The organism is Bradyrhizobium sp. (assembly GCF_004799445.1).
Lineage (GTDB): Bacteria > Pseudomonadota > Alphaproteobacteria > Rhizobiales > Xanthobacteraceae > Bradyrhizobium.
The window spans coordinates 18254-43476 of record NZ_SSNA01000091.1; the positions used below are offsets into that span (position 1 = coordinate 18254).

The 25223-nt window shown below is 62.8% G+C and carries 21 protein-coding genes; 6 read left to right on the forward strand and 15 right to left on the reverse strand.

Annotated elements, in window-relative coordinates; genetic code table 11:
* Positions 1 to 665: 665 nt before the first annotated feature.
* The 13 genes from E8A46_RS12020 to E8A46_RS12080 all read right to left on the reverse strand — a co-directional run bounded on the left by E8A46_RS12020 (position 666) and on the right by E8A46_RS12080 (position 18008).
* On the reverse strand, positions 666 to 2126 hold the full coding sequence (locus E8A46_RS12020) for an ATP-binding protein (protein ID WP_291560769.1): 1461 nt from the start codon (positions 2124 to 2126) through the stop codon (positions 666 to 668).
* 65 nt (positions 2127 to 2191) lie between these two features.
* Positions 2192 to 2869 carry a response regulator transcription factor gene (locus E8A46_RS12025; RefSeq protein ID WP_291560771.1) on the reverse strand — a complete coding sequence of 226 codons (678 nt, stop codon included), beginning with the start codon at positions 2867 to 2869 and terminating at the stop codon, positions 2192 to 2194.
* Positions 2870 to 3346: 477 nt separating this feature from the next.
* Positions 3347 to 4663 (reverse strand): divalent metal cation transporter, encoded by a 1317-nt coding sequence (locus E8A46_RS12030; protein ID WP_291560773.1) that lies wholly within the window; start codon positions 4661 to 4663, stop codon positions 3347 to 3349.
* A gap of 127 nt (positions 4664 to 4790) precedes the next feature.
* Positions 4791 to 6485 carry a GMC family oxidoreductase N-terminal domain-containing protein gene (locus E8A46_RS12035; protein WP_291560775.1) on the reverse strand — a complete coding sequence of 565 codons (1695 nt, stop codon included), beginning with the start codon at positions 6483 to 6485 and terminating at the stop codon, positions 4791 to 4793.
* A 52-nt stretch (positions 6486 to 6537) separates the two neighbouring features.
* On the reverse strand, positions 6538 to 7863 hold the full coding sequence (locus tag E8A46_RS12040) for an MFS transporter (protein ID WP_363251630.1): 1326 nt from the start codon (positions 7861 to 7863) through the stop codon (positions 6538 to 6540).
* 48 nt (positions 7864 to 7911) lie between these two features.
* Positions 7912 to 8718, reverse strand: a complete 807-nt coding sequence (locus E8A46_RS12045) for an enoyl-CoA hydratase/isomerase family protein (protein ID WP_291560779.1) — start codon at positions 8716 to 8718, stop codon at positions 7912 to 7914.
* 20 nt (positions 8719 to 8738) lie between these two features.
* On the reverse strand, positions 8739 to 10286 hold the full coding sequence (locus E8A46_RS12050; protein WP_291560781.1) for an AMP-binding protein: 1548 nt from the start codon (positions 10284 to 10286) through the stop codon (positions 8739 to 8741).
* A complete protein-coding gene (locus E8A46_RS12055; RefSeq protein ID WP_291560782.1) occupies positions 10279 to 10800 on the reverse strand; it encodes a (2Fe-2S)-binding protein in 522 nt (173 codons plus the stop codon). Before E8A46_RS12055 ends, E8A46_RS12050 begins: the two co-directional genes overlap by 8 nt.
* Positions 10797 to 11609 (reverse strand): FAD binding domain-containing protein, encoded by an 813-nt coding sequence (locus E8A46_RS12060; protein WP_291560783.1) that lies wholly within the window; start codon positions 11607 to 11609, stop codon positions 10797 to 10799. Before E8A46_RS12060 ends, E8A46_RS12055 begins: the two co-directional genes overlap by 4 nt.
* Positions 11606 to 14596 (reverse strand): molybdopterin cofactor-binding domain-containing protein, encoded by a 2991-nt coding sequence (locus E8A46_RS12065; protein WP_291560784.1) that lies wholly within the window; start codon positions 14594 to 14596, stop codon positions 11606 to 11608. The genes E8A46_RS12060 and E8A46_RS12065 overlap by 4 nt, the downstream gene beginning before the upstream one ends.
* 133 nt (positions 14597 to 14729) lie before the next feature.
* Positions 14730 to 15572, reverse strand: coding sequence for an AraC family transcriptional regulator (locus E8A46_RS12070; protein WP_291560785.1), 843 nt, complete (start codon positions 15570 to 15572; stop codon positions 14730 to 14732).
* Between the two features lie 122 nt (positions 15573 to 15694).
* Positions 15695 to 17113: a UbiD family decarboxylase gene (locus E8A46_RS12075; RefSeq protein WP_291560787.1), complete on the reverse strand. Its 1419-nt coding sequence runs from the start codon at positions 17111 to 17113 to the stop codon at positions 15695 to 15697.
* A 55-nt stretch (positions 17114 to 17168) separates the two neighbouring features.
* Positions 17169 to 18008 (reverse strand): AraC family transcriptional regulator, encoded by an 840-nt coding sequence (locus tag E8A46_RS12080; protein ID WP_291560789.1) that lies wholly within the window; start codon positions 18006 to 18008, stop codon positions 17169 to 17171.
* Positions 18009 to 18223: 215 nt separating this feature from the next.
* Here E8A46_RS12080 and E8A46_RS12085 point away from each other — a divergent pair, with 215 nt between their 5' ends.
* Positions 18224 to 19042, forward strand: a complete 819-nt coding sequence (locus tag E8A46_RS12085; protein WP_291560790.1) for a sterol desaturase family protein — start codon at positions 18224 to 18226, stop codon at positions 19040 to 19042.
* 69 nt (positions 19043 to 19111) lie between these two features.
* Here the strand turns inward: E8A46_RS12085 and E8A46_RS12090 are convergent, their stop codons facing one another.
* A complete protein-coding gene (locus tag E8A46_RS12090; RefSeq protein ID WP_291560793.1) occupies positions 19112 to 19834 on the reverse strand; it encodes an aspartate/glutamate racemase family protein in 723 nt (240 codons plus the stop codon).
* Between the two features lie 272 nt (positions 19835 to 20106).
* On the opposite strand from E8A46_RS12090, the gene E8A46_RS12095 reads away from it, so the two are divergent.
* Together E8A46_RS12095 and E8A46_RS12100 are read left to right on the forward strand one after the other, a co-directional pair.
* Positions 20107 to 20703, forward strand: a complete 597-nt coding sequence (locus E8A46_RS12095) for a UbiX family flavin prenyltransferase (RefSeq protein ID WP_291560795.1) — start codon at positions 20107 to 20109, stop codon at positions 20701 to 20703.
* A 13-nt stretch (positions 20704 to 20716) separates the two neighbouring features.
* On the forward strand, positions 20717 to 21256 hold the full coding sequence (locus tag E8A46_RS12100) for a TIGR02444 family protein (RefSeq protein WP_291560797.1): 540 nt from the start codon (positions 20717 to 20719) through the stop codon (positions 21254 to 21256).
* 16 nt (positions 21257 to 21272) lie between these two features.
* Here E8A46_RS12100 and E8A46_RS12105 read toward each other — a convergent pair whose 3' ends face one another.
* Positions 21273 to 21770, reverse strand: a complete 498-nt coding sequence (locus tag E8A46_RS12105; protein WP_291560801.1) for an Lrp/AsnC family transcriptional regulator — start codon at positions 21768 to 21770, stop codon at positions 21273 to 21275.
* A 245-nt stretch (positions 21771 to 22015) separates the two neighbouring features.
* Here E8A46_RS12105 and E8A46_RS12110 point away from each other — a divergent pair, with 245 nt between their 5' ends.
* The 3 genes from E8A46_RS12110 (at position 22016) to E8A46_RS12120 (ending at position 25134) form a co-directional block, all read left to right on the forward strand.
* The gene (locus E8A46_RS12110; protein ID WP_291560803.1) at positions 22016 to 23032 is read left to right on the forward strand and encodes a zinc-binding dehydrogenase; all 1017 of its coding nucleotides are present in this window, start codon (positions 22016 to 22018) and stop codon (positions 23030 to 23032) included.
* Between the two features lie 106 nt (positions 23033 to 23138).
* Positions 23139 to 23555 (forward strand): PaaI family thioesterase, encoded by a 417-nt coding sequence (locus E8A46_RS12115; RefSeq protein ID WP_291560806.1) that lies wholly within the window; start codon positions 23139 to 23141, stop codon positions 23553 to 23555.
* Positions 23556 to 23568: 13 nt separating this feature from the next.
* The gene (locus E8A46_RS12120; RefSeq protein WP_291560808.1) at positions 23569 to 25134 is read left to right on the forward strand and encodes a class I adenylate-forming enzyme family protein; all 1566 of its coding nucleotides are present in this window, start codon (positions 23569 to 23571) and stop codon (positions 25132 to 25134) included.
* Positions 25135 to 25223: the final 89 nt, after the last annotated feature.

Below are 25223 nucleotides of genomic sequence, written 5' to 3' on the forward strand. Positions count from 1 at the left end.
AATCTTTTTGCGGCTTTGTCTGGCCACAGCGATCGGCATTTTCCGCGCGTTTCCAATTTTGGTCTTAAATTTGCCCCCGACCTGATTCATCGTGGCGTCCTGGAAGACGATTGGGGGCGTTCCTTGATTTGGGGAGTAACCATGGGAACATCATATCCGGCACATGACCAGCACGATCGCCGCGAAGACTGCAGGCTTCGGGACGACGAACATGCCGACGACGTTCTCTCGCTTCTTGAGGAGAATGCCCGGCTTCGCGGGCTCGTCGTTAAACTATCGAACCTCATCCTCAGAAACGTCGCCGATCAAAGGTAGTCGTGTCGCTGCCGACCGAAGGCATCAAGCCTGAGAGCGTATCGGTGCGCCCGGTATTCGACCGCCTGCGGCCTTCATCGAGCGCCCGCGGCTGCGCGGCGCTTGGGGTTCGGCCTTGACGCGGGCCGTCGGCCACTTCGGTCGATCGCTTGATCTGCCGCCGCACGAAAAAGGGCGGCCGGCGGCCACCCTTCGTGCTTGCGTAAATGTTGTGTCCACCAATCGAGCTGCTGTGGCGTCGGCAAGCCAGGCGCTCGCTGCCTTGGCGCGTTTTCTTTACACGAGCCGATACCTTCTTCGCTCGAAACCACCTGACGTCGGGGTTCGGCGACGTCAGCGAATGGTTTTTTTCAAATCGATTTCGCCGCTGCGACCATTGCCGCTTTCGGGCTATCGGCCATTGCGTAAGGCTCTCGCGCTGAGGCTGTGTCCTTCCCGCTGACCTTCAATTCCTGCGTGTCTGGACAAATAATCTCCACACGGCAACCCGGGCCCGGGAAGATCGCCAACCGAAAGTCATGCAACTTTACAATCGCAGTCACGAGATTGAGCCCGAGGCCTACACCGGGCGTATTTCTGATCTTGTCGGAGCGGTAAAAGCGCCGCTGCACTGCGTCGCGCTCCTGTTCGCTGATGCCGCAACCGGTGTCGGTCACGCGCACGATGGTTTCGCCTTCGACGCGCAGCAACTCAAGATCCACCCTTCCGCCTTCCGGCGTGAATTTGATGGCGTTGTCGATCAGGTTGGCGATCGCCTCGATCAACAGGTCGCGGTCGCCGCGCACGGTCAGATTGTTCGTCGCTGCCACGCGCAAGGCGATATCCTTGTTTTCGGCGATCGGCTCATAGATATCGCGCACCTCACCCAGCATGTCGTGCAGCGCGACGCAGCCGAAGGCCGCTGACCGACGGCTGTTTTCGATCTCCGCGAGCCGCAGCAGCGCTGTCACAATCGTCAGGGCCTGATCGATGCCCAGAATCGACCTGTCCACGACTCCCTGAAGCTGCTCCAGAGTGGTGGCGTTGGTGCGCCCGCGCTCCAACGCCAGCCGCGCGCGTGTCAGCGGCGTTCGTAGGTCGTGGGCGATATCATTGCCGACACCGGCGAGCGCGTTGATCATGGTTTCCATCTCGTCGAGCATGCCGTTGACGATGATCGCCAGTTTCGAGAACGGCTCATCGACGGAGCGATGCGGAAGCCGCTCGCGCAGATCACCGGCAATGATGCGCTGAACCCGCAGGTTGACCTCTTCGACGCGCCCCTGCGCGCGCATGCTCAGCCAGGCGCCGGCGAGCAGACAAAGACAAAAGCCCGGGACCAGACCGAGCGCGAGCGCCAGGCCAACAACATGGGAAATCTTCCTGGCTTCGTCGACTTCTCGCCCGATCACCACCATTTGACCGCTCGGCGTACGCCTCGCGATGGCACGGATGACGCGAGTTTCTTTTCCGGTCGGAAGCATCCTGGTGATGGAGACGCTCTGAACTGAACTATCCGTCTTGAGCCCGGGCGGCAGCTGCTCCAGATTGCCGCCAACTCTGCGGCCGTCGCTATCGAACAGTCCGGCATACTGGACGTTGCGGGAATCCTCCTTCAGATGCTGATCGACTGAATATAGCCGGCGTTCTTCGGGCACTGCCGCAATGATGTTCAGCTCGCCGGCGATCACCATGTCGGACCGCGCGATTAGGTAGCTGTCGGTCTTCCAGTAGATGAAGCCGAACAGCGTGGTGACAAAGATTGCCAACACGCCGGCCACGGCCAGCGCCCAATGGAAGGTAGTCGAATGTATGAACTGCGGTGGGCGCATCAGATATTGCCAGTCGGTTCCTGCTTGACGTCAACGGCGACGCATCGCAGCCGGCCGTCTGAACTTTACGGTCCAGTCCGAAGAATGAACCCGGCCCCGCGGACATTGTGGATCAGAGGCATATCGCTGGGCCCGTCGACCTTGTGCCGCAGCCGGCCCATATGCACGTCGACGAGGTTAGTCGCCGGAACGAATTTGTAATTCCAGACTTCCTCGAGCAGCATGGCCCGCGTCAGCACCTGATCGCTACGCTGCATCATATATTCGAGCAGGCGAAACTCGCGCGGCAGCAAATCGATCTCGCGATCTCCTCGTTTGACGGTGCGCGCGATCAGGTCGAGTTCCAGCGGTCCCGCCCGCAATGTCGTCTCGCGCGATTCCACGGGCCGGCGCAGCAGCGCTTCTATTCGCGCGATGAGCTCCACGAACGCAAATGGCTTGGTGAGATAGTCGTCACCTCCCATCCGCAATCCGCGCACGCGGTCATCGACCGCGCCAAGCGCGCTCAGCACCAGCACCGGGGTGCGCACCTGATCCTTGCGCAACGCCTCGATCACCGTCAGGCCATCCATGCCCGGCAGCAACCGATCGACGATCATGGCATCGGGCCGCAATGAGCGCGCCTTGTCGAGGCCTTCGATTCCGTTGGCCGCCCATTCGACCTCAAAGCCGCAATCGGCCAGTTCGGCGGTAATTTCTTCAGCGGTTTCGCTGTCATCCTCGATCAGAAGCAGTCTTGTCATCGGCCGACCCTCAACCGCCCCGAGATTATTCGTCGCGCTTGAGCTTCGAACTTTCGAAGCCATGGGCCTGCCCGAAACCAATGCCACCATGTCAACGTCCCGCAATGCCGTGAGGTTCGCCGAACGACCAGCCGATCGCTGTCGTGCGTCAAGTAACATAGGCGCGATTGCCGGCCCCGCCACTAAATTGGCTGTTAACATTTACGTGTCCGCGCAGTTCGACGATCGCTGCAATCGGCTTGTGTCGCGCAACCGGCAGCACCTGCTGTTTCTATTTCAGCTAGCCGTCTGGAGCACTGAAAATCAAATTTAATGAAATTCCCGGATTCCGAGCTGAACAACGCCCTCGACCAATCAAGTATCGGTGATTTCCCCGTGCCTTGACTCAGAATTGGTTGAGAACGGAAACAGTCGCACCGAGCCCCACGTCAAGGCGATCAAGGGCGGCGCACTTTCGTACGGGTACGGGATTCAAGCCTAACCGGGGACAAGCATCAGGACGGCCGCTAAGCCCATGACCGCGGCCCCGATCCAGCCAAGGGCCACGATCGCCCGGCTCGACGTGAACGCGCCCATCACCGACTTGCTGGAGGCGATCAGGATGATCACCACCATCAAGGGAACTGCGACCACGCCATTGATCACGGCGCTCCAGAACAGGGCCTTCATCGGACTGATGGGCGAATATTGGATGACCAATCCGGCAAGCACGCTGATAGCGATCACGGCATAGAAACCGCGCGCATTCTTCGGGCTTCGTTCAAGGCCCGATTTCCAGCCCATGGCCTCCGCGAGCGCATAGGCGGCGGACCCGGCGAGCACCGGCACGCCGATCAACCCGACGCCAAGGATGCCGATCGCAAACAGGAGAAAGGCGAATTCGCCTGCCAGCGGCCGCAGCGCGCTCGCCGCCTGCGCGGCGGTCTGAATGTCGGTAGTTCCCGACACGTGGAGCGTGACGGCGGTGGCGAGGATGATGAAATAGGCCGCGAGGTCGGAAACGAACATTCCGCTCCAGGTATCCCAGCGGATGCGCCGGAGTTCCGTGCGCGCCGCTTTCGGATCCTCTAACAGCGGCGCGGCGCTCCGCTTGGCACGCATGTCCTCGACTTCTTGCGACGCCTGCCAGAAGAACAGGTATGGGCTGATGGTGGTCCCGAAGATGCCAACGATCACGGCGGCGGTGTTGAAATTCAGCGTCAGCTTCGGCCACACGGTCCTCAGCGCCACCTCTCCCCAGGGAACATGCACCGTGAACAGGACGGCGGCATAGGCCAGCAGCGAGAGCGTCAGCCATTTGAGGAAAAAGACGTATCGGTGATACGGGACAAAAATCTGAAGCAGCAGCGTCACCAATACAAAAAACACCGTCATGAGGTGGCGATCGACGCCGCTGACCAGTTCCGCGACTTCCCCCATGGCCGCGACATCGGCCGCAATGTTCAACGTGTTGGCGATCAACAGCAGCAAGACCACGCCCTTGAGCACGATGGGCGGGAACGCGGTCTTGATATTGGCAGCCAGTCCTTCGCCGGTGACCCGTCCGATTTGCGCACACATGGACTGGATCGCGGACATCAGCGGATACGCCAACGGCATGGTCCAGAGCATGTCGAGGCCGAACTGGGCGCCCGCCTGGGAATAGGTCGCAATGCCGCTCGGATCGTCGTCGGCTGCCCCGGTAATCAACCCGGGACCGAGCCGGGCCAATGGATGCGCCTTCACGCGCGCCCAGAGAGCCGCAAGCGATTTCGCTCGCGGAGATTTCCTGGCGCTCTCCTTGGACGGTTGCACAGCGTCTTACCTTGTTCCAGCGAGAATCAGGGACGGGTATCTTTGCCGACCGGCCTCACCGCCGTCCATAGGCCCAGCGGAGTTTTGGAACATATGCCCATAGGAACATATGCACGGATTCGGTGGATCATTGTGACAGCAGGGCGTCGCTGATCTTTTCCGCGATCATGATCGTCGGGATATTGGTATTGGCGGTGGGCAGACGCGGCATCACGGATGCATCGGCCACATAAAGGTTCTCGCTGCCGATCACCTTGCCGCCGGGATCGACGACCGCATGTGAATCCGAGGGATCGCCCATCCTGCACGTCCCGGTCGGGTGCCAGACGCCGAACACGCTGCGACGGACGAAATCCGCAAGCGCCTGATCGTCCTCGATGACGTCCTTGAACGCGATCCCGTTGAGCAAGAATTGCCTGATCAAGAGGTGGCGGAGCTTTGCGGGAATGTCCAGCAGGGCGCCGAGGACCGATGCAGCGATGCCGTTGGCGCGGCCGACCCCGCTCAACTGCTTGATCCGCGGCGAATATGAGGCTGGAAAGAAATCGTCCGGCGCGGAATTAAGCACTGGATTGACGACCAGCCGGGCGAGCATTCGCACCGCCGCCATCATCCGTTCGAGATCACGCGAATCCTCGAGAAGATTGAGCTCGACCGACGGATAGCGGCCCGGGTCAGGCGAGACCAGCGAGACCCGCCCGGCGGAAAACGGCCGGTTGCACCAGAGAAAATAAAGACCGAGTCTCGCCCCCAGCCGATGCCAGCCGGCGCGGGCCGAAGCGGTGACATACATGTCGGAGCGATCGCACCCCTCGCATCCGGACGAATAGCGCAGCGCAACGAAGCTCGCCCGCCTTTGCGACAGCGGCAGCCTGAGCGCGCGAGGCAGAAACTGACAAAAGGTCAGCGCGGGATGATCACGCAAATTGCCGCCGACGCCGGGGCGGGCGATCGCGACCCCGATTCCAAGCGCGCCGAGCGCGGCCGGCGGGCCTATCCCGGCCCGCAACAGCATGGCAGGCGACTGGATGGCGCCCGCCGTCACGATCACGCGCCGCGCGCGGATGAAGACGTTCTCGCCATCGCGAAGGACGCGAACACCCTCGGCGCGCCGGCCATCCATGACGAGTCCCGCGACATGCGTGCCGGACCAAATTGCGAGATTGCCGCGCCGGCGCGTCGCCGCGTCGAGATAGGCCGCGGCGGATGACACACGACGATCATTCCGATTGGAGAAGGCCGGAGGGAAAACTCCATCCTCGAACTCGGTATTCTGATCCTGCCGGAACGGCACGCCGCTTTCAGCGAAGGCGGCGCCAACGGCAGCACCAAATGGAGGCCAGTTCGGTCGTGAAATTCGGCGGATCGGTATCGGCCCATCCTTGCCGTGCAGCGCGCCTTCGAAATCAAGGTCGGTTTCCAGTTTGCGAAAATAGGGCAGCACATCGTCCCAGCCCCAGCCTTCGGCGCCAAGGTCACGCCACTCGTCATAGTCACGCGGCAGACCGCGATTGGCCGATTGCACGTTGATGCTGGAGCCGCCCCCCATCACACGCGCCTGCTCGTAGGCGCGCGTGACCGCCGCCGCGTTTCCCACCCGCCCGGCAGAGGCGGTAAGTCCCGGCCAGATGTAGCGGTCGCCGAAGAACAACGGCATCGGGTAGCTGTCGAGGATCTCGGCCGGCTCCGCACCGGGCACGGTATCCCTGCCCGCCTCGATCAGCAGCACGCGGCGGGCGCCGTTCGCCGACAGGCGATTGGCGACCACGCAGCCGGCCGATCCACCGCCGACAACGATATCGTCGAACGCAAGTTCGTTCATGGCACCCGCTCCGGCAAAGCGGCAACCGATCCCATGGCCGCCGCCCGCGACATCAGCGGAAATCTCCCTTGGTCTCCGGGATCAGCAGCGCGCCGGTCAGGTAGATGAAGAAGATGACGACGACGAAGATCGACAACGACATCGGGATTTGCGCCGGGCTTGCACTTGCGAGCGAAACGAAGGTCGGCATCATGCCGCCCAGCGCAAAGCCGATATTCCAGGATAGACCGGTCCCGCTGGCGCGGATTTCGGTCGGGAACCGTTCGTTGAGAAAGATCAGGATCGGCGCATAGCCGGCGTTTCCGAGGAAGGCGATCGCCAGCGCATAAAGCGTGATGACGCTGGTATCGGTGGCCTTCGCCATGCCGAGATAGCAGACGGGCAGCAGCACCAGCATGCCGACGCCGACCAAGAGGAACGTCTTCTTGCGGCCGATATAGTCGCTGAGGCCGCCGAAGAAGACCGCCGACACCATCGCAATCACGCTGGCGCCCATCAGGATCAGCGACGAGACGCTATTGGGAACGCCGTTCACCACCTTGAGAAAGGACGGAAGATAGCCGGAGGTCAGGTAGTAGCCCGCGCCGCCGCCGAACGTAATCAGCAGGTTGAGAAACAGGACGTTGCGCCAGCCGCTCGAAAACAGCTTCTTCACCGGCTTGTCGGTCGCGACAATGGTACCGGCCGCCTTGCGCTTCTGCTGTTCCTTGAAAAACGGGGATTCCTCGAGATTGTTGAAGATGAACCAGCCGAGCAGCGAGCTCAGCAGCCCGGCGAAGAACATACACCGCCATCCCCACACCGCGAATGCATCCCCGGGAAACAGCGATGACATCACCAGGAACACGAACGAGGCCAGCAGCGCGCCGATGCCAGCACCGCCGCCGCCGACCAGACCGGACATCGCTCCACGCCGGTTCGGCGCGGCCCATTCGGTGCCGATGGTGTGGGTCGAGGCCACCACGCCGCCGACAAAAATGCCCTGAACCAGACGCAAGATCAGAAACAGCGCGGGCGCAACGTACCCCGCCTGGGCGATCGTCGGCAGCAGACCGAACGCGGCCGTGCTGATACCGACGCCCACGATCGCGACAAACATCGCGTTCTTGCGGCCGTGGACGTCCGCGTAATGACCAAAGATCGCGGAGCCGACGGGACGCATCAACAGCGTCACCGCGAACGAGGCGTAGACCGCCGCCAGCGACAATGTCGGGATGCTTGAGGGAAAGAACAGCGCACCGACGACCGGGGCAACATACAAAAGAATGAACAGATCAAATAGATCCAGCGACCATCCCAGCAGCGATGCCACGATGGCGTTTCGCATTTGCCTCGTTGCGGCGGGCGAGCCCGCCTCAACACCCTCTAGATTAGCAATTGACATTTTATCCCTCCGTTTTTCACCCCAAATGGCTTTTTGTTAGTTTCAGCGCCCAACGAATTTTGGCGGACGTTTTGCGTTGAAGGCTTCGACGCCTTCCTTGAAATCATCCGATTGACGCAGACGGCTGTAGCAATGGCCTTCAAGTTCGATCGCGACCGTCAGCGTCGAGTCTTCGGTATCGTTCAGCAGCTTCTTCGCCGTTCGTTGCGCCAGCGGAGAGAAGGTGCGGAGCTCATCGACCAGCTTGTCGGTTGCGGTCTCGAGCTCGGCATCGGCCACGCATTCGGTCGCGATGCCCCAGTCGAACGCCTGCTTGGCGGAAATTCGCTTCGACCGCATCACGATGTCCTTGGTGCGGGTGATGCCGATCATCTTCTGCAAGCGCGCGGAACCGCCCGAGCCCGGTATCTGGCCAAGCTTCTGCTCGGGCAACGCGTAAAGCGTCGTTTCCGATGCAATCCGGAAATCGCAGGCCAGCGACAGCTCGAAGCCGACCCCGAAGCAATAGCCCCGGTTGGCGACGATCACCGGTTTCGAACAGCGCGTCGGCGAGGCGATATTCCATGCAAGCTTGGAGACTTTTTCAGGTGTGGCTTCCATGAAGCCGCCGATATTGCCGCCGCTGGAAAAATGCTCGCCGACCGACCGGACCACGATGATCCGCACCCGCGTATCCTCGTCCAGCGTCTCGAATACCAGCCGCAACTGATCGCGCTGCGGCATCGACACCACATTGTAGGGCGGCCGGTTGAGGATGATATCGGCGCGCTCATGCGCCTCGTCGATCTCAACCTGGAACCCGTCGAGCTTGGCTAATCTCGCGTCCGCGAATGAATAGGCAGAGGACATGTTGCTTCCTTTCTGTTGTGTCAGGCCGCGCTTGACGGCGGCGCGTGTTCGATCTGGTAGTCGCCGGCGACGAGCAGGCGGCGCAACAATTTTCCGACCGGAGATTTCGGCAAGGCATCGACGAAGACGAAGCGCCGCGGGCGCTTGAAATTGGCAAGCCCGGACGTCCGGCAGAACTGCTCGAGTTCCTGCTCGGTCACGGGTCCCCTGCGCTTCACAAAAGCCGCGACGATTTTGCCCCATTTTTCATCGGCAAGACCGACGACGGCGACTTCGAGCACGGCCGGGTGCAGCGAAAGGCAGCTTTCGATTTCGACCGGCGAGACGTTTTCGCCGCCGGTAATGATCATGTCGTCGACGCGGCCGGTCACGAACAGATCGCCATCGCGGTCGACGAAACCGGTATCGCCGGTAAAATACCAGCCGTCCCGCAGCGACTTGGCATCGGCGTCGGGCCGGCGCCAGTAACCCTCGAACGACTCATCACCGGCCAGCAGCGCGATGATCTCGCCTTCCTCATCGGGCGCCGCAAGATCCGCCGCCGAATTGGCGTTCAGCTTGACGACTCTTATTTGCTGGTTGATGCCGGCCTTCCCCGCCGAGCCGGGCTTGGCAGGCGCGTTCTGATCGATCGTGAAGGTATAGATCTCCGAACTGCCGTAATGGTTGACGAACAGATCGGGACGAAACGCCTCGTTCAGCGTCTTCAGGAGCCCGTCGGTCATCGATGCGCCCGCGAAACCAAGCTTTCGCACGCTCGATACGTCGGCGGATGCAAATTCCCGCGCGTGGACCAGATCGTGGTACAGCGTCGGGACCAGATACAGATTGGTGATCTTCTCCGCCTCGATCAGCGCCAGCGCCTGTTGGGCGTCGTAGCGCGGAAGGCATACGAATGTGCCGCCGATCAGCGACATCGCGATCAGCGAGCGAACGCCCATGGTGTGATAAAGCGGCATCACGCCGAGCGTGCGCTCGCCGCGCCGGTACAGATTTTGGGCGACGTGGGCGATGCCCGCGGCCCGTTCGGCGCGGTGCCGCCGCGGCACGCCCTTGGGCCGCGAGGTGGTGCCGGAGGTATAGAGCATGATCGACCAGGCTTCAGCGCTGACCCGCGGCGTCGCGTCCGGTGCGCGCTCGGCGATCATGCGGTGGAAGTCGAATTTGCCGGCGGCATCATCACTGCCGACGTAAATCGTTGCGAGCGCCGCTGCGCGCCGCGATTTTTCGACCGCCGGCGCGGAAACATCCTGGTACACCACAGCGCAGGCTTCGGAGTTTTCGATACAGAAGTCGAGTTCGTCCTCCTTGGCGCGCCAGTTGACCGGCGTGATCACGATGCCCGCGAGCTGACTGGCCCAATGCAGCGTGGCGGCGGCCTCGCAATTCTGCAGCACGGTGACGACGTGATCGCCGGGTTTCAGACCGATGCGATCGAAGGCAGCCACCAGCGAAGAAATGCGCGCATACCATTGCGCGTAGGTCAGGCGGACGCCGTCATCGACAATAGCCAGGGCGTTGGGATCGCGCGCGACGCTTGCGACAAAACTGGTTCCAAGGTCAAGCATCGGATGTCTCTCTGCTCACATCGCCCCTCATTTCCGCGGCCGCCTCAAGCGCCGCGCGCACGATCGGCGTATAGCCCGTGCAACGGCACAGATGCCCCGTCAGCAGATCGCGAATCGCCGCCTCGTCCGGGCGCGGATTTTCGCGCAGGAAACAGTCGAGCGACATCAGAATGCCGGCGGTGCAGTAGCCGCACTGAAGCGCATGGTTGCGCTTGAACGCCGCCTGCAGGATGCCAAGGCGATCCGCTGACGGCGCGAGGCTTTCAACCGTCCTTAACGCGCAGCCGTCGATCTGCACCGCAAGCGTGAGGCAGGCACGCGCGGGCTTGCCATCGATGTCGACGGTGCAGGCGCCGCACACGCCGTGCTCGCAGCCGACATGGGTGCCCGTCACCCCGATCTGATGCCGCAGGAAATCGGTCAGCAGCATCCGCGGCTCGGCTTCGCCGGCGCACGGCCTGCCGTTGAGCGTGAAGCGAACGGCGTGACGCTGACCGGCTGGCAATCGGCTCATCGCAGCACCTCCCGCACCAGATCGCGGCCGATCATGCGCACGAGGTCGCGACGGTACCGCGCCGTCGCATGGACGTCGTCGCGGGCGTCGAGCTCGTAGGCGAACGCGTTCAAGGCGTCATCAAGCGCGCTGCCCCCAAGCCGGGGAAACTCCCGCGCCGCCGGCATGTCCGCGACGCCGCCAACGGCGAGGCGAACGCCGTCCACCGTTGCCACCGCGGCACAGGCGACAATGGCGAAATCGCCGTGACGGCGCGCCACTTCACGGAATGCGCAGCGCTTCTGATCGGCGGGAAAGGATACAGCTTCGATCAACTCGTCATCGTCGCGCGCTGTCGCCATCATGCCGGTGAAGAAATCCTTGGCCGCAACGCGCCGGCGCCGCCTGGCGCTGCGCAGATGCACCTCGCCGCCGAGCGCCCGCAACACCAGCGGCATCTCGGCGCTGGGATCTGCATGCGCGATCGAGCCGCACACCGTGCCCCTGCTTCGCGTCTGCGCATGACCGGTCCACGGCAGCGCCAGCGCCGCAAGCCGCAGGCTCTCGCCGAGGTCCGACCAATCCAGTAGCGCGGCCTGGCGGACCGCCGCCCCGACCGTCACGATTCCCGCCCGGCGTTCGACGCGGGCGAGTTCGGGAAGCCGCATGATGTCGATCAGCGTTTTCGGCCTCGCCAGCCGCATGTTGAGCATCGCCATCAGCGATTGCCCGCCGGCGATGATGCGCGCGTCGCTGCCTTCCCGGCCAAGCACCTCAAGCGCCTCGTCGACGTGCTCGGCGCGAACATAGTCGAACGCGGCGGGCTTCATCGGCGACCTCCGAACCAACGCCGCAGCTTTGCGAAAACGGTAGTCGACTCCGTTGCGCCGCCGCCCGCCTGCCGCGCCAACGCCGCAAAGAATTGCCCGATGATCACCCGCGCGGCGCCGTCGAGCAGGCGGCCGCCGATGCTGGCTACCTTGCCGCCGATGGCCGCCCGGTAGACGTAGCGGACGGTTGTTCCACCATTCTCGGCCGGAACCAGCGTGATGCGTCCTTCGCCGCTGCCAAAGCCGAGCGCGCCCTCGGCAGCGCCGCCGAGCGTCACCGCCCGCGGCGGATCGAGGTCGGACAGCTTGACGTCGGCGCGGTAGCGTCCCTTCACCGGACCGATGCCGATCGTGACGTCGGCGCGGAAATGCGTGTTCGAAACCTTCTGAACCGCGTGGCATCCGGGGATCACCGCCTGAAGCGTCGCCGGATCGAGCAGCATGTCCCAGACGCGCTGGGCTGGCGCGCTGACACTGGCCTCGCCTTCGCCGCGCAGTCGCCGGTCGCCGCGCTTCTCGATTATCCCGGCGGCGCGGCCCGCGGGCGGCGCGGTCTCGGCGCCGCGCACGATCTCGGCGAGCTTCGCCGGCACCAGCGGCAATTCGAGGTCGGTTGCCCCCAGTGCATCGGCCACCGCGTTGGCAATGCAGACCGGGGTCGACATGCAATTGCCCTCGCCGACGCCTTTTGAGCCGAGCGGCGTGAACGGCGACGGCGTTTCCATGTGGAGAATGAGCGGATCCGGAACCTCCGCCGTCGTCGGCAGCAAGTAATCCGCGAAGGTCCCGGTCAGGAAACTGCCGTCGGCGGCATAGGCATATTCCTCGTAGAGCGCGGCGCCGAGGGCTTGCGCGAAGCCGCCGCGGATCTGCCCGTCGACCATCGCCGGGTGCAGGATGGTGCCGCAGTCGTGCATGGTGACGTAGCGGTCGATCCGCGTTTGCAAGGTGGTGCGATCGATCTCCACGCCGCAGAAATCGAAAATGAAACCGTGGCAGAGCGAGGAGTTGATCTGGTCGGCTTCATCCGGGGCAGTCAGTTCCGGCGGGGTCCAGAACACGGTTTCGCGAATGGTCTGTCCGACGCCGTCGGGCAGCGCGGCGGGCGACCAATGGCTCAATCCGGCGACACGGGAGAACGACAGCTTGTTGTCGGGGTTGCGTTTCGACCCAACCTGGCCGCCGGTGAATGCGATATCCTCGACCGCCGTGTTCAACTGGCTCGCGGCGATGCGCGCCAGTTTCTGCGCAATGCGCTCGGCGGCGAGCCTGGCGGTGCCGGCCACCGCCGGCGCGAAACGGCTGGCGTAATTGCCGGACGCGATCGACCAGGCGTCCTTGGCGGTATCGAGCTCGGTATTGACCCGGATATCGGCCGGCTTCAGGCCAAACACGTCGGCCACGACCTGCGACAGAACCGTGCGATGGCCCTGTCCCTGCGGCACCGAGGCGACGTGAACCGATACGCTTCCGACCGGATCGATCGCGACCGTCGCGGTGGCTTGCGCGCCGTTCTTCGGGCCGGCCTTGCGGCGCTCGGCCGGCGTCAGCACGGTGGTGATGTAGCCCATGTTGGACACGCTGGGCTCGACCACGGCGGTATAGCCGATGCCGTATAGCCGTCCTTGCGCACGCGCCGCGTCGCGGCGCGATTTGAGTTCGGCGAGCGCCCCCTCGTCGACGCCGCGCTTGATCGCCTCCTGATAATTTCCGGAATCGAGCAGCGCGCCGCTCGCGGTCCGGTACGGGAAGGCATCGGCCGAGACGAGATTGCGGGTGATGATGTCGAGCGGATCAAGGCCGAGTTCGACCGCGATGCGCTGAACCAGCCGCTCCAGCGCGAAATACATCTGCGGGCCGCCGAAACCGCGATTTAGTCCCGTTGGGGTCTTGTTGGTAACGACGACGCGGTTACGGACCTTGAGATGACGGATGTCGTAAGCACCGGTCAGGTTGCCGTGCATGCGGTAGAGCGTCGCCGGCTCCGGTGCGCGCAGATGCGCGCCGCAATCCTCGACCTGGTCCCAATCGAGCGCGAGGATCCGGCCGTCGTCGGCAACCGCCGCGGTGAGCGTCGTGGCCCGGTTGGTGGCGGAAACCGATGCGGTCAGATGCTCGAGCCGGTCCTCGATCCATTTGACCGGGCGCCCCGCCGCGCGCGCGGCCGCGGCGATCAGCACGATGTAGGGAAAGACGCCCTGCTTGACGCCGAAACTGCCGCCGGAATCCGGCGGCGTGCGCAGCCGCAGGCGATTGCCCGGAACTTTCAGCGCCCGCGAGATCACCGCATGGATACTGAAGGGACCCTGGAAATTGGCGAGCACGTCGTAGGAATCGTCGCCCGGGTCGTACTCGGCCACCACGCCATAGGTCTCGATCGGCGTGCAGGAATTGCGCGGGTAGCGAATGTCGATACCGATCCGGTGCGCAGCCTTTGCGAACGCCTGCTCCGGATCGCCGTAGCGAAAGGTCCGGTCGCTGGCGACATTGCCCGCAAAGCCGTCGTGCAGAATCGGCGCCTCGGGGCGCAGCGCCGCGAGCGGGTCGACCACAGCCGGTCGCGCCGCGTAGCGCACGTCGATCAGATCGACCGCGTCTTCGGCCAGATAGCGATCGGTGGCGACGACAATCGCGACCGGCTCGCCGACAAAGCGCACGCGCCCAACCGCGATCGGCCAGCATTCGACCGGCGCCTTGACGCCGACCACGAGGCTCGTCGTCAGCGACTTGACGTCCTCGCCATGCAGGACAGCGATCACGCCGGGCGCCTGCTTCGCCGCGGACAAATCGATTGAGACGATATCCGCGTGGGCGTGCGGCGAACGCAGGATCGCCGCGTGAAGGGTGCCGGGGCGAACCCCGAGATCGTCGATGAAGCGGCCGCGCCCGGTCAGCAGCGCCGAATCTTCGACGCGCGGGATCGACCGGCCGACCCACGGCGAGCCGGGCTCATCACTGGCAATGAGGTGGCTGGCGGCTTCCGCCATCCCGAACGTTCTCCCGCGCGCACTTCGGATGCGTCAGGCGAGAGTATTCAGCCGACCCCGCGGATCTGGCCATGCCGGCCGATCTCGAAACTTACCATCCCGTCTCATTTCGCATCGTCGCTGCGGTGCAGCATCAACTTGCGAGCCGGGAAACATTCCGGAACTCGCGCGGGCTGACGCCGACATGATTGCGAAAAAAGCGGGTAAAATGCGCAGGCTCGGCAAAGCCAAGCTGGTTGCTGATGTCGCAGACGGTTGCGGATTGATTCAGCACCGCATCGACCGCCTTCTCCATGCGCACGACATTCATATAGACCTTGGGCGGCACGCCGATCGAGGCCTCGAACAGCCGGAAGAAATGCGCGCGCGACAATCCGGCCTCCCTGGCGAAGCTATCAAGAGCGGCACCGCGCCTGGTTTCAGACCGCATCGAGGCGGCAACCTTGCGGATGCGCCAGTCGCCCGAGCGGACGCTCATTTCCCTGATCGAAGCCGGAAAGCTTCGCCAGGGGGTAAAACGCTCGATCACCGAGATCATCAAATCCGACAGCAGCGCTTCATGGGCGGTCCGCGCCTCGGGGCGGGCCATCATGTCGGCCGCGAGATTCATGGCGAGGCCGCGGATGCGCGGCGAGACGTCGCCGGACGGATGGCTAAAGAAGCCCGGCGCGCCGCTCGCGGCCCAGCCGGGACGGAACGCCATCAGCCATTCCGGTTCGATATAAAGCGCCAGGATGACGGTGCGCGGCCGCTCCGGATCATGGACATAGGAATGCGGCTGCCAGCCGTTCACCAGGACGGCGGTGTCATTGGTAAGCGGATAGACCTTGTCGCCGACGACGAACTGGGTGTCCGCACCCTCGACCTTCAGCAGCACGTGACAATGCGGATGGGCGTGTCGCACCAGCGACCAGTCCATATCGAGAAGGGCGACCCGGCCAAAGGCTCCGTACGCGATCCGCAGCGCTGTCGACATGGCATCTCTCCCAGATAGCGACGCGCGCTGGCTGTCATGCCAGACGACGGTCCGTCCCGTTCCCTCGTTGCATTCCCCTGGCTTGAGCCAGCGTTGTTTTATCTGGGGTCAACCTCTTGACCTCAGCCGGCGATGATCCGCGCAAAGGCAGCCTTGGGATCATCCTGAAGTGCTGCATCGAGATCAACGTTTTCGACGCCCTTCACGTGAATGCGCTTGAACTCCATCGGCTCGGTTGCCAGCGGCTTGGTCGCGTCGATCCCCATCTTGGCGCTGATGCCATTGTTCGAGGACGGATCGAGCTTCGAGCCCTGCGCGCCCGAGATGATGACGAGGTCGCGGTCGGCCTGAAAGCGGGTCGCAATGGCCCATTCGATTTCGCTTTCGTCGTCAATATTAACATCCATGTCGACCACGACCACCTGCTTGAGGTCGTAATGGCCGCCGAACGCACCCATGATGATATTCTTCGGCTCGCCCTGGCTGGCCTTGTCGATCTTGACCGCGAGGTGATAGCGGCAGGTGCCGCCGCGGGTAAGACGCACGTCGCGCACCGAGGGAAAACTGCGTTGCAGGTGCTCCAGCAGCGTCGCCTCGCGCGGAATGCCGCCGAGCAGCAGATGCTCGGTTCCGCCGCCGACAATGGTGTGAAAAATCGGATTCTTGCGGTGGGTGATCGCATCGACCTGGATCACTTCGCGGTCGGCGCGCGGGCCGTAATATTGCGGAAACTCGCCGAACGGCCCTTCGGGCTCGCGGACCTTGGGCAGGATGCGGCCTTCGATGACGATTTCCGCATGCGCGGGCACGCGCACCCGGTTGGTCTTGCATTTGACCATCTCGACCGGCTGGCCGAGCAGCGCGCCGGCGATTTCCATTTCGTCAACGTCCAGCGCGGCGATCGCTTGGGAAGCAAGAATGCAGGCCGGATGCACGCCGATCACCAGCGCGATCTCCAGCGCCTCACCGGCTTCCTCGGCCATCCGGAAATAATGCAGGGTGTGCCGGGGCAGCAGCAGAACGCCAATGCGGTCCGGACCGCTTATCTGACAGCGGTGGATCGAAACGTTCTGAATTCCGGTCTTCGGATTGCGCGCGATCAGGAGCGCCGCCGTAATGTAGGGCCCGCTGTCGTGTTCGTTGTGCTTGGGGATCGGCAATTGCTTGAGCAGATCGACCTCGTGATGAACGACATCCTGCACCGGCGCCGCCATGACCTCGACCCATGGCAGCGGATGACGAACCGCGTTCTGGAACCGCGACAGCAGTTCGCCGGTGGGAACGCCGAGCGAATCCGCGATCCAGCTGCGGTCGGCAAACAGGTTCGCCACCACGGGAATCGAATGCTGACCGGGTGACGGAAACAGCACGGCGCGCTCATTTTCGAGCTTCTTGGCGACCGCCGCCAGTTCGTCGATCAGCGAGAGGCCCTTGCGCGCGACCGCGAGCCGGTCGGTGGCGGAGAGCCATTGCAGCCAGCCGCGCAAATCCGGATGCGCGTTGTGGCCGGCGGTATCGGTGTTGGTACGCGTTGCTTCCATCGCTCGCTCCGTCAGGGAACCCTTCATGGCCGAACGGCCCCGCAAAGGCAACCAATCAGCCGAGATCGGCCATCACGCGCCGATACTGGTTCGGCGAGGTTCCCGCATGTTGCTGGAAAAATCGCGTGAAATTGCTCTGGGCGCTGAAGCCGAGATGTTCGGAAATCTCACCGATCTCATCCTGCTGCTGGCGCAGCCGGCTGACCGCCGTCTCGACGCGAAGGGCATTGGCGTAGACCCGCGGGCTGACGCCGGTACAGCTGCGGAACAGATGATTGAAGTGCGGGCGAGACAGGCCGGCAAGCCGGGCGACGGCATCGAGATCGACCGCCTCGGCCGCACGCTCGCGCATATGCCGTAGCGCCCGGCCGACGCGATAATCGCGAGGCCCGTGATGCTTCCGCAGCCTCGCGCCTTGATCGCGCCAGTCCGAAAACCCGTGCGACACGTTGAGACAAAGCTGGAGGATCGATTCCTGCAGCTCGTCGTGCTGGTCATGAGGATCCGCCATCCGCCGCACCAGATTGGCGCGAAGCCGGTTGATCTCGCTGGTGATCGGAATCCCCGCACGGGGAAAGAACCCAGGCTCGGCGCAATTGACGAAAGCCCGATCCGCAGCCGCGAGCCAGCCCGGCTCGATATAAAGCGCGAGAAACAAGGTCCGCTCGGCACCCTGACGATGCAGATAGGCGTGTTGCTGCCACGAGTTGACGGCGACGAGCATGTCGCTTCGCAACGGCACCGTCTGCTCTTCGACCACAAAATTCTGGTCTGGGCCGCTGGCCTTGAAGATCAGGTGGCAATGCGGATGCGCATGTTCCACCAGCGAGGTGTCCATGTCGAGGAGGGCCACGCGTCCAAAGCGGCCCCGAAGGATGCTCAAAGCCCTGGTCACCGTTGATCTCCGACCGGCAGGTCTTTCATATGGCAGCCCCGAACGATAACCCGAATTGCCGGCGACGGGTACGGATCAGGCGGCAAAAAATCATCCGAAACGATAAATCCTCCCCGCTGCAGCAAAGCCCGGGCGACCGCCCCCGGAATAAGCTGCCCTCAAACAGCCCGGTAGCGGCCCATGCCGGCCGGCCAAACACAACGAGGGAGAGCAACATGGACGTGGCAATTCAAGATGCGGGCCGCGATCGCCGCGAACAGGAACGTCAGCGCCTGTTTCGCGACAAATTCATCGCGGAAACGCCGCCATGGTATCACGGCGCCATCCATCTTGGCTTCACGCTGCTGGTCACCGGCACCGCGATGTGGTTGTGCTGGCGCCACATTCAAAACGCGGGCTGGGAGTGGCTGTTGGTGATTCCGATCGCGCTGTTCGGCAACTGGATCGAGTGGGCCGCGCACCGCTACATTCTCCACCGCCCGGTGAAGGGGCTGGAGATGATCTACAAACGCCACTGCACGGTGCATCACCAGTTCTTCACCCATCACGACCTGACCTATCACGGCCACAAGGAGTGGCGGGCGCTGCTGTTCCCGCCATTCGCGCCGCTGGGCTTCGTGCTGGCTGCGCTGCCGCCGGCGTTCCTGCTAGGTCTGTCGATCTCGGCCAACGCCGGATACATCACGGTGTTCACGATGGCGGCCTACTACCTAATGTATGAAGGCCTGCACACGCTGTCGCATCTCGACGACGAGCGGCATCCCTATTTGAAGTATATTCCGCTCGTCAACACGGTCCGCCGCATGCACACCATTCATCACGTGCTCGGTTTCATGCAGACGCAAAACTTCAATCTCACCTTTCCGATCTGCGATGCCCTGTTCGGCACCAGCGATCTCGACCGCGGGCTTGTCGGCACGCTGTTCAACGGCAACTCCAATACGTACATGCGCAAGGACCTGCTACCGACCGACCCCGGCATTGCAGTGCCGCAGCTCGACGGCGGCGGGACTGAACAAGCCAGGATTGCCTGACCCGGGTTTCGATCATCTGAGAGCGGCCGTCTTTATGCTTCGAGGCCCGATGACTTCGTGACTTGCGCGCTACGCCGCGCTCCGCTCCGGTTCGTCGCGCCTGTCCAGCGCGAAGGCGACCGCCGCGTCGGCATGGAGGAGCGTCGAATCAAACACCGGCAGATCGAAATGCTGCGGCCCCACCAGCAGGCCAATTTCCGTGCAGCCCAGGATGACGCTATCGGCGCCATCGGCCGCGGCAGCCGCGACGATATCGAGATAGCGCTGGCGTGAGGTTTCGCGCACCACGCCGCGGCACAATTCGTTGAAGATGATGTCATGCACGGCGGTGCGGTCGTCGGCATCCGGCACCATCGGCGAAAGCCCGTGCTTGTCGCGGAGTTGCGCGAGATAGAAATCCTGTTCCATCGTATAGCGCGTCGCGAGCAGCAGTGGCCGGCGACAGCCGGCGGAGGCGACCGCGGCTCCCGTTACATCGGTGATGTGCAGGAGCGGAACGGTTACCGCGCGTTGCACGGTATCGGCCAGCTTGTGCATGGTGTTGGTGCAGATCAGGACGCAATCCGCGCCGGCGGTTTCGAGATCCCGCGCCAGGTCTGCAAGCAGGGCTCCGGCGCGGTCCCACGCATCGCTCTTCTGCAGCGCCACAATGCTTTCGAAGTCGACCGAGTGCATGATCACCTTGGCGGAATGCAAGCCGCCCAGGCGTTCGCGGACGCTCTCGTTGATGCGCCGGTAATAGACCGCGGTGCTTTCCCAGCTCATACCGCCCAATAGCCCGATCGTTCGCATGTCCTTTGCCCTTGCAGTTCTGGTTTGAGTCGGATGTTCCAAGCGGAAGTCTACGCGTAATTTCCCAAAATACCATATTTTTAGTGCGTATTTGCGTAAAATCTTGATATTCGGGTAAAATATTGTCATATTTTCGCCAATTGAACAATTAACGTGCAGTTGCTGAGGTGAAGAGCGGCGACTTGCGCGATCGGAACTCAACGGGGCACCGACTTTGTGCTATTCCGGCGATGCGGCGTCCGGCCATCTCGTCAAGGACTGGTTCTATTCCGATGCATTCACTTCCGCGGCGATTGATCGTCGGAATAACCGGCGCCTCCGGGGCCGTTTACGGCGTTCGGTTGTTGGGCCTGCTGCAGGCGACTGACATCGAAACCCATCTGGTCATGAGCCGGTCGGCGAAGATTACGCTGACGCAGGAGCTGGATATCGGCGTCGCCGACGTTTCGGCGCTGGCCGATGTCGTTCACCAGGTCGACAATGTCGGGGCTTCGATTTCCTCCGGGTCGTTCAGAACGCTGGGCATGGTGGTGGCGCCCTGTTCGATGCGAAGCCTCTCCGAGATCGTCTCGGGCGTGACCTCGACCTTGCTGACACGCGCGGCCGATGTGGTCCTGAAGGAACGGCGCCGTCTTGTCCTGATCGTCCGTGAAGCCCCGCTTCACCTCGGCCATCTGCGTTCCATGACCGCGGCCACCGAAATGGGCGCGATCATCTATCCGCCGGCACCGGCGTTCTACGCCCGCCCCGAAAGCCTTGAACAGATGGTCGATCATACCCTCGGGCGGGTGCTTGACCTGTTCGATATCGAAACGAAGGCCGTCAGCCGCTGGGGCGGCTTGAATTCGATCAAGAATGCCGATTCATGAAGCAGCGCCTTTCATGAAGCTGTCCCGGCCCGAACTGGAGGCCGACAGCTGGGCATTTGCTCTTGATATCTATGCCCGGCCCGGGGTCGCGGATGCCTGCCTCCAATTGCAGAACCGGGCGGGCGTCGACGTCATGATGTTTCTCATGGTCGGATACGCGGCCGTCAGGCATCGCATATTGCTGACGCTTCCCGAGATCCGGGAACTGGATGAGGCCTGCCATCCGTGGCGCGAGCAGATCGTTCGACCGCTCCGTGCCATTCGCGTAGGCCTGAAGGCGGGGCCGTCGCCGGCCCCGAGCAGCGAGACCGAGCAATTCCGCTCGAAAGTAAAGTCGATCGAACTCGCCGCCGAACGATTGCAAAATCAGCTGCTGGCGGATCGCCTGCCGCTGCGGCCTGCGGAGCGGGACGCGGTGAACGCGGAAGACCTCCGTTCCGTTCTTCGCAACGTCGTGACGTTTTTTCTTGAAAGGCGTGGGGGTACGCCAATCGCCGAGCTGCTGCCCTCGATCGACGAGATCGTCGAAGCGGCAATGCAGGATACCCGCTAACGACCGCCTTTTTCCGTCATGTCTCTTTCGCGCCTTTCGATGCCGTCTCGCCGCGCGCCGCGAACTGCAACGGCAGAGCGGTGGTGAATTTGATCTGTTCCATCGCAAAGCTTGAGCTGACATCTCCCAACTCGATCTTCTCGATCAGCCTTTTGTAGACCGCATCGTAACCGGCGATATCCGGCACCACCGCGCGCAGGAGGTAGTCGACGTCGCCGCTCATCCGGTAAAACTCGACGATCTCGGGGATCGACATCACGATCGCGGTAAACTTCTTCATCCATGCGGCGTTGTGCTGATTGGTGCGAATGGCAATAAAGACGGTGACGCCGACGCGCAGCTTCACCGGATCGAGCAAGGCGACGCGCTTGCGAATCAGGCCTTCCTCTTCAAGTTTCTGAATCCGGCGCCAGCAGGGGGTTGGCGAAAGCCCGACCTTTTCGGCTATTTCAGCCACCTTCAGCGTCGCATCCTCCTGCAGGATCTGCAAAAGAGCGAGATCGAGATCATCCATGCGCCATTCCCCGTCTCAGAACCAAGCCCGGAAGGTTTTTTAACACAGCGCGCCAGCAAGCGGGAAATCCTATTGCGCCACTGTCCTCGAAAGTGCGAAATCTTTCCTCGAATGGGTGGGTTGCGAGGAATACACCTTGATCTTGCGGCTCCCCTCAGCAAACTGCCGCCAACACTGGGCTTGGAAGTCGGCCGCACTCTCGCCCCGGCGCTTGAAGCAGGCCAGTCATTGAACAGGAAAACAGCATGTCGGAAACGATGAGGGCGCTGGTTCTGCGCCAACATGGCGGGTTGGAAAACCTGGCGGTGGTCGAGGATCACCCGAAACCAAAGGCGAGGGCCGGAGCGGTGGTCATTCGCGTCCGCGCCTCGTCGTTCAACTATCACGACGTATTCACGGTGCAGGGCATGCCGGGCATCAAGGTGCCGCTGCCCGTCGTGATCGGCCTCGATATGGCGGGCGAGATCGTCGAGATCGGCGAAGGGGTTTCCGGCTGGAAGGTCGGCAGCCGCGTGCTCGTCAATCCGCTCAACAAGAAGAAAGGCCTGATGGGCGAGATGCTCGATGGCGGCATGGCGGAATATTGCCTCGTCGAAGCCGACCAGCTCATCGCCATGCCCGATGGCGTCAGCTTCGAGGAGGCGGCGTCCCTGCCGGTGGCGTACGGCACCGCGCACCGCATGCTGATCACCCACAACACCGTCCGCAAGGGCGACCGCGTCCTGATCCTGGGCGCCAGCGGCGGCGTCGGCACCGGCTGCGTCATCCTGAGCAAGCTGCTCGGCGCCGAAGTCATTGCCTGCGCCAGCAGCGCGGAGAAAATGGCAAAGCTCAAGGCGATGGGCGCCGACGAGGCGATCAACTACAAGGAAGTCGATTTCTCGAAGTGGGCGATCGAAAAATACGGCAAGCCGCAACGGCGCAGCTATGACGGCGGCGTCAATGTCGTCGTCAATTTCACCGGCGGCGAAACCTGGGTGCCGTCGTTGCGTTGCCTCAAGCGTGGCGGAAGCCTGCTGGTGTGCGGCGCCACCGCCGGGCATGATCCGAAGGAGGATCTGCGCTACATCTGGAGTTTTGAGCTGAAGGTGATCGGCTCGAACAGCTTTTACGAGGAGAACCTGACCGACCTCATGAAGATGATTGTCGAGAAGAAGATCAAGCCGGTCATCGACGAGGTGCTGCCGCTCGAGAAGGCGGCGGAAGGTCTGCGTCTGATCAAGGATCGTGAAGTCATCGGCAAGGTCGTCGTCGTCCCCTGACTGCCGCGGTTTCACCCGACGCCGGGTGACGCAGCGAAGCAAGTTTTCTGATCATCGTCCTGTCCGCCCTTCATGGCAGAGAAGGACCAAAAGAGGTTTCCGTCCGATGAGTGAAGTCCCCAGCGTCGAAGACGTGCAGAAGCTGTTGTCGCGCGGTCCGTTCCATCAATGGCTCGGATTGAACGTCGTCGCGGTTGGCGAGGGCACGATCGAGCTGACGGCCAACTGGCGCGAAGAGTGGGTGGTCAACCCGGATCGAGGGTATACCCATGGCGGCATCCTTGCGACACTGGTCGACCTCACCGCGGATTGGGCCATGGTCTCCAAGACCGGACGCGGAGTTCCAACGGTGGATCTGCGCGTCGACTACCATCGCGCCGCGATGCCCGGCGTGCTGACGATCCGCGGCGAGATCGTGCATTTCGGCAAGCAGTTCTCGGTGGCGGAAGCCAAGGTTTTCGACAAGGAGGGGCGCCTGTTGGCGAGCGGGCGCGGAACCTATCTGACATCGCCGCCGGCCTGACAGAGACTCCATCGTGTCCCAAATTCCTCCGTTTACAAATCTGGGAGCGTTGACGCCGAGCGCCTGCGATCTCGACAAGGTCGCCATCATCGATCTCGGCACCGGCCAGGAGCGCCGCTTCAGCTACCGGGATTTCGAAGCCGAGGCCAATGCGGTCGCCCGCTCTCTCGTCGCGCGTGGCCTGGCGCGCGGTGACCGGGTGGCCATTCTGTCCGCCAACCGCTTCGAATATCTCACGACGGTTCACGGCATCATGCGCGCCGGCTTTGTCGCGGTGCCGGTCAACTTCAAATTCCCGCCCGCTACGATCGACTATATCATTCGTGACTCGGGCGCCAGGCTCGTCTTCTGCGACGCGCGGCGCTTCGACAGCGCGCCCAACGATCTGCCGCGCATCCGGTTCGACGGCGAAGGCAGCGAGTTCGCCGGCTTTCTGAAGCCGGGTCCGTTCGCGCCCATCGCGGCGGCGAACCGTGAACCAGCGATGTTTCTCTACACCTCGGGTTCGACGGGGCGACCCAAGGGCGTCGTGCTCTCGCACCAGAGCCATATCTGGGTTGTCGAAACGCGAATGGCCGCCCAGGACATGTCGCGCCATCGCTTTCTGGTCGCAGCCCCGCTCTACCACATGAACGCGCTGGCCATGAGCCAGCTGGCGCATGCGGCCCACGCAACCGTGATCTTGCTGCCGCAGTTCACCGCGCAACTCTATTTGGAAGCCATCGCGGACTATCGCTGCACATGGCTCACCGCGGTTCCGCCGATGATCGCGATGATGCTGAATGACAGAGAACGGCTCGCGGCGACCGACCTCTCCAGTGTCGAGTTCCTGCGCATGGGATCGGCCCCCGTCAGTCACAGTCTGATGGAGGCAATCCACCGCGCCCTGCCAAAAGCGGCCGTTACCAATGCCTATGGCACAACCGAGGCCGGACCCGTCGTATTCGGGCCACACCCGCAAGGCTTGCCACAGCCCGAAATGTCGGTCGGCTATCCGCACCCCAAGGTCCAGCTGCGTCTTGTCGGGGAAGACGGAAAGCCTTCTGACGTTGGCGTGCTCGAGATGAAAAGCCCGGCGATCATGAACGGCTATCACAATCGCCCGGATGTTGCGTCACCCATTACCCAGGACGGCTTCTATATCACCGGCGACGTGTTTCGCCGCGACGAACACGGCTTCCACTATTTCCTCGGGCGGACCGACGACATGTTCGTGAGCGGCGGCGAAAATATTTTCCCGGGCGAAGTCGAAAAGATGCTGGAGACCCATCCGGACGTGATCCAGGCCTGCGTGGTGCCGGTGGACGACGATATCAAGGGTACCAAGCCGGTGGCATTCGTGGTGAAGCGTGAAGGAAGCAACCTCGACGAGAGCAATCTGAAGTCCTTCGCCCTTGCGAACGCGCCGGCCTATCAGCACCCCCGCTCGATCTGGTTTGTCGACAGCCTGCCGCTGGCTTCGACCAACAAGCTTGACCGCAACAAATTGCGTGAATTGGCGGCCAAGAAGCTGCAGCGCAATTTCACCCCGGCTGCGCCTTCATCCATTGGCGGCCAAAGCAATGCGGCACGGAGATAGAACCGGATGACGAGACCTTCCGCGGATTGTTCGATTCGTCAGATGCGGACGGCCTGAAGTTTGCGTAAGCCTGGTCGCAGCGGGAGCGA